1 pseudogene is annotated in these 481 nt (G+C 65.1%); it reads right to left on the minus strand.

What is annotated here, in order from left to right:
• Window positions 1–481: pseudogene (locus B3E43_RS00595) on the minus strand (DNA-directed RNA polymerase subunit beta); the annotation flags it as partial.

The raw sequence follows: 481 nt of genomic DNA on the forward strand, positions 1-481 counted from the left end.
TGTAGATGTAGCCGACCGTGACCGGACGCTTGAACTGCTCGCCGGTCTGGCCGTCATAGACGATCGACTGGCCGGTGCGGTCGAGACCCGCCTTCTCCAGCAGTTCCTCGATGTCGTTGATGTGCGCGCCGTCGAACACCGGGGTGGCGAACGGAACGCCCTTGGACAGGTTGCGGGCCAGCTCGACCAGGTCCTCTTCCGATTCCGGAAGCGGGGTGTCCGGGCCGTAGATGCTGGTCAGGTGATCGACCAGCGCCTTCTTCTGTCCGCCCTGTTGCCAGGCCTCCAGAAGACCCTGGATCTGCTTGCCGAGACCGGCGGCGGCCCAGCCCAGGTGGGTTTCGAAGATCTGGCCGATGTTCATGCGCGAGGGCACGCCCAGCGGGTTCAGAACGACGTCCACCGAGGTGCCGTCTTCCAGGTGCGGCATGTCCTCGATCGGCAGGATCTTGGAGATGACGCCCTTGTTCCCGTGGCGGCC

The organism is Brevundimonas sp. UBA2416 (genome assembly GCF_002343105.1).
Taxonomy (GTDB): Bacteria; Pseudomonadota; Alphaproteobacteria; order Caulobacterales; family Caulobacteraceae; genus Brevundimonas.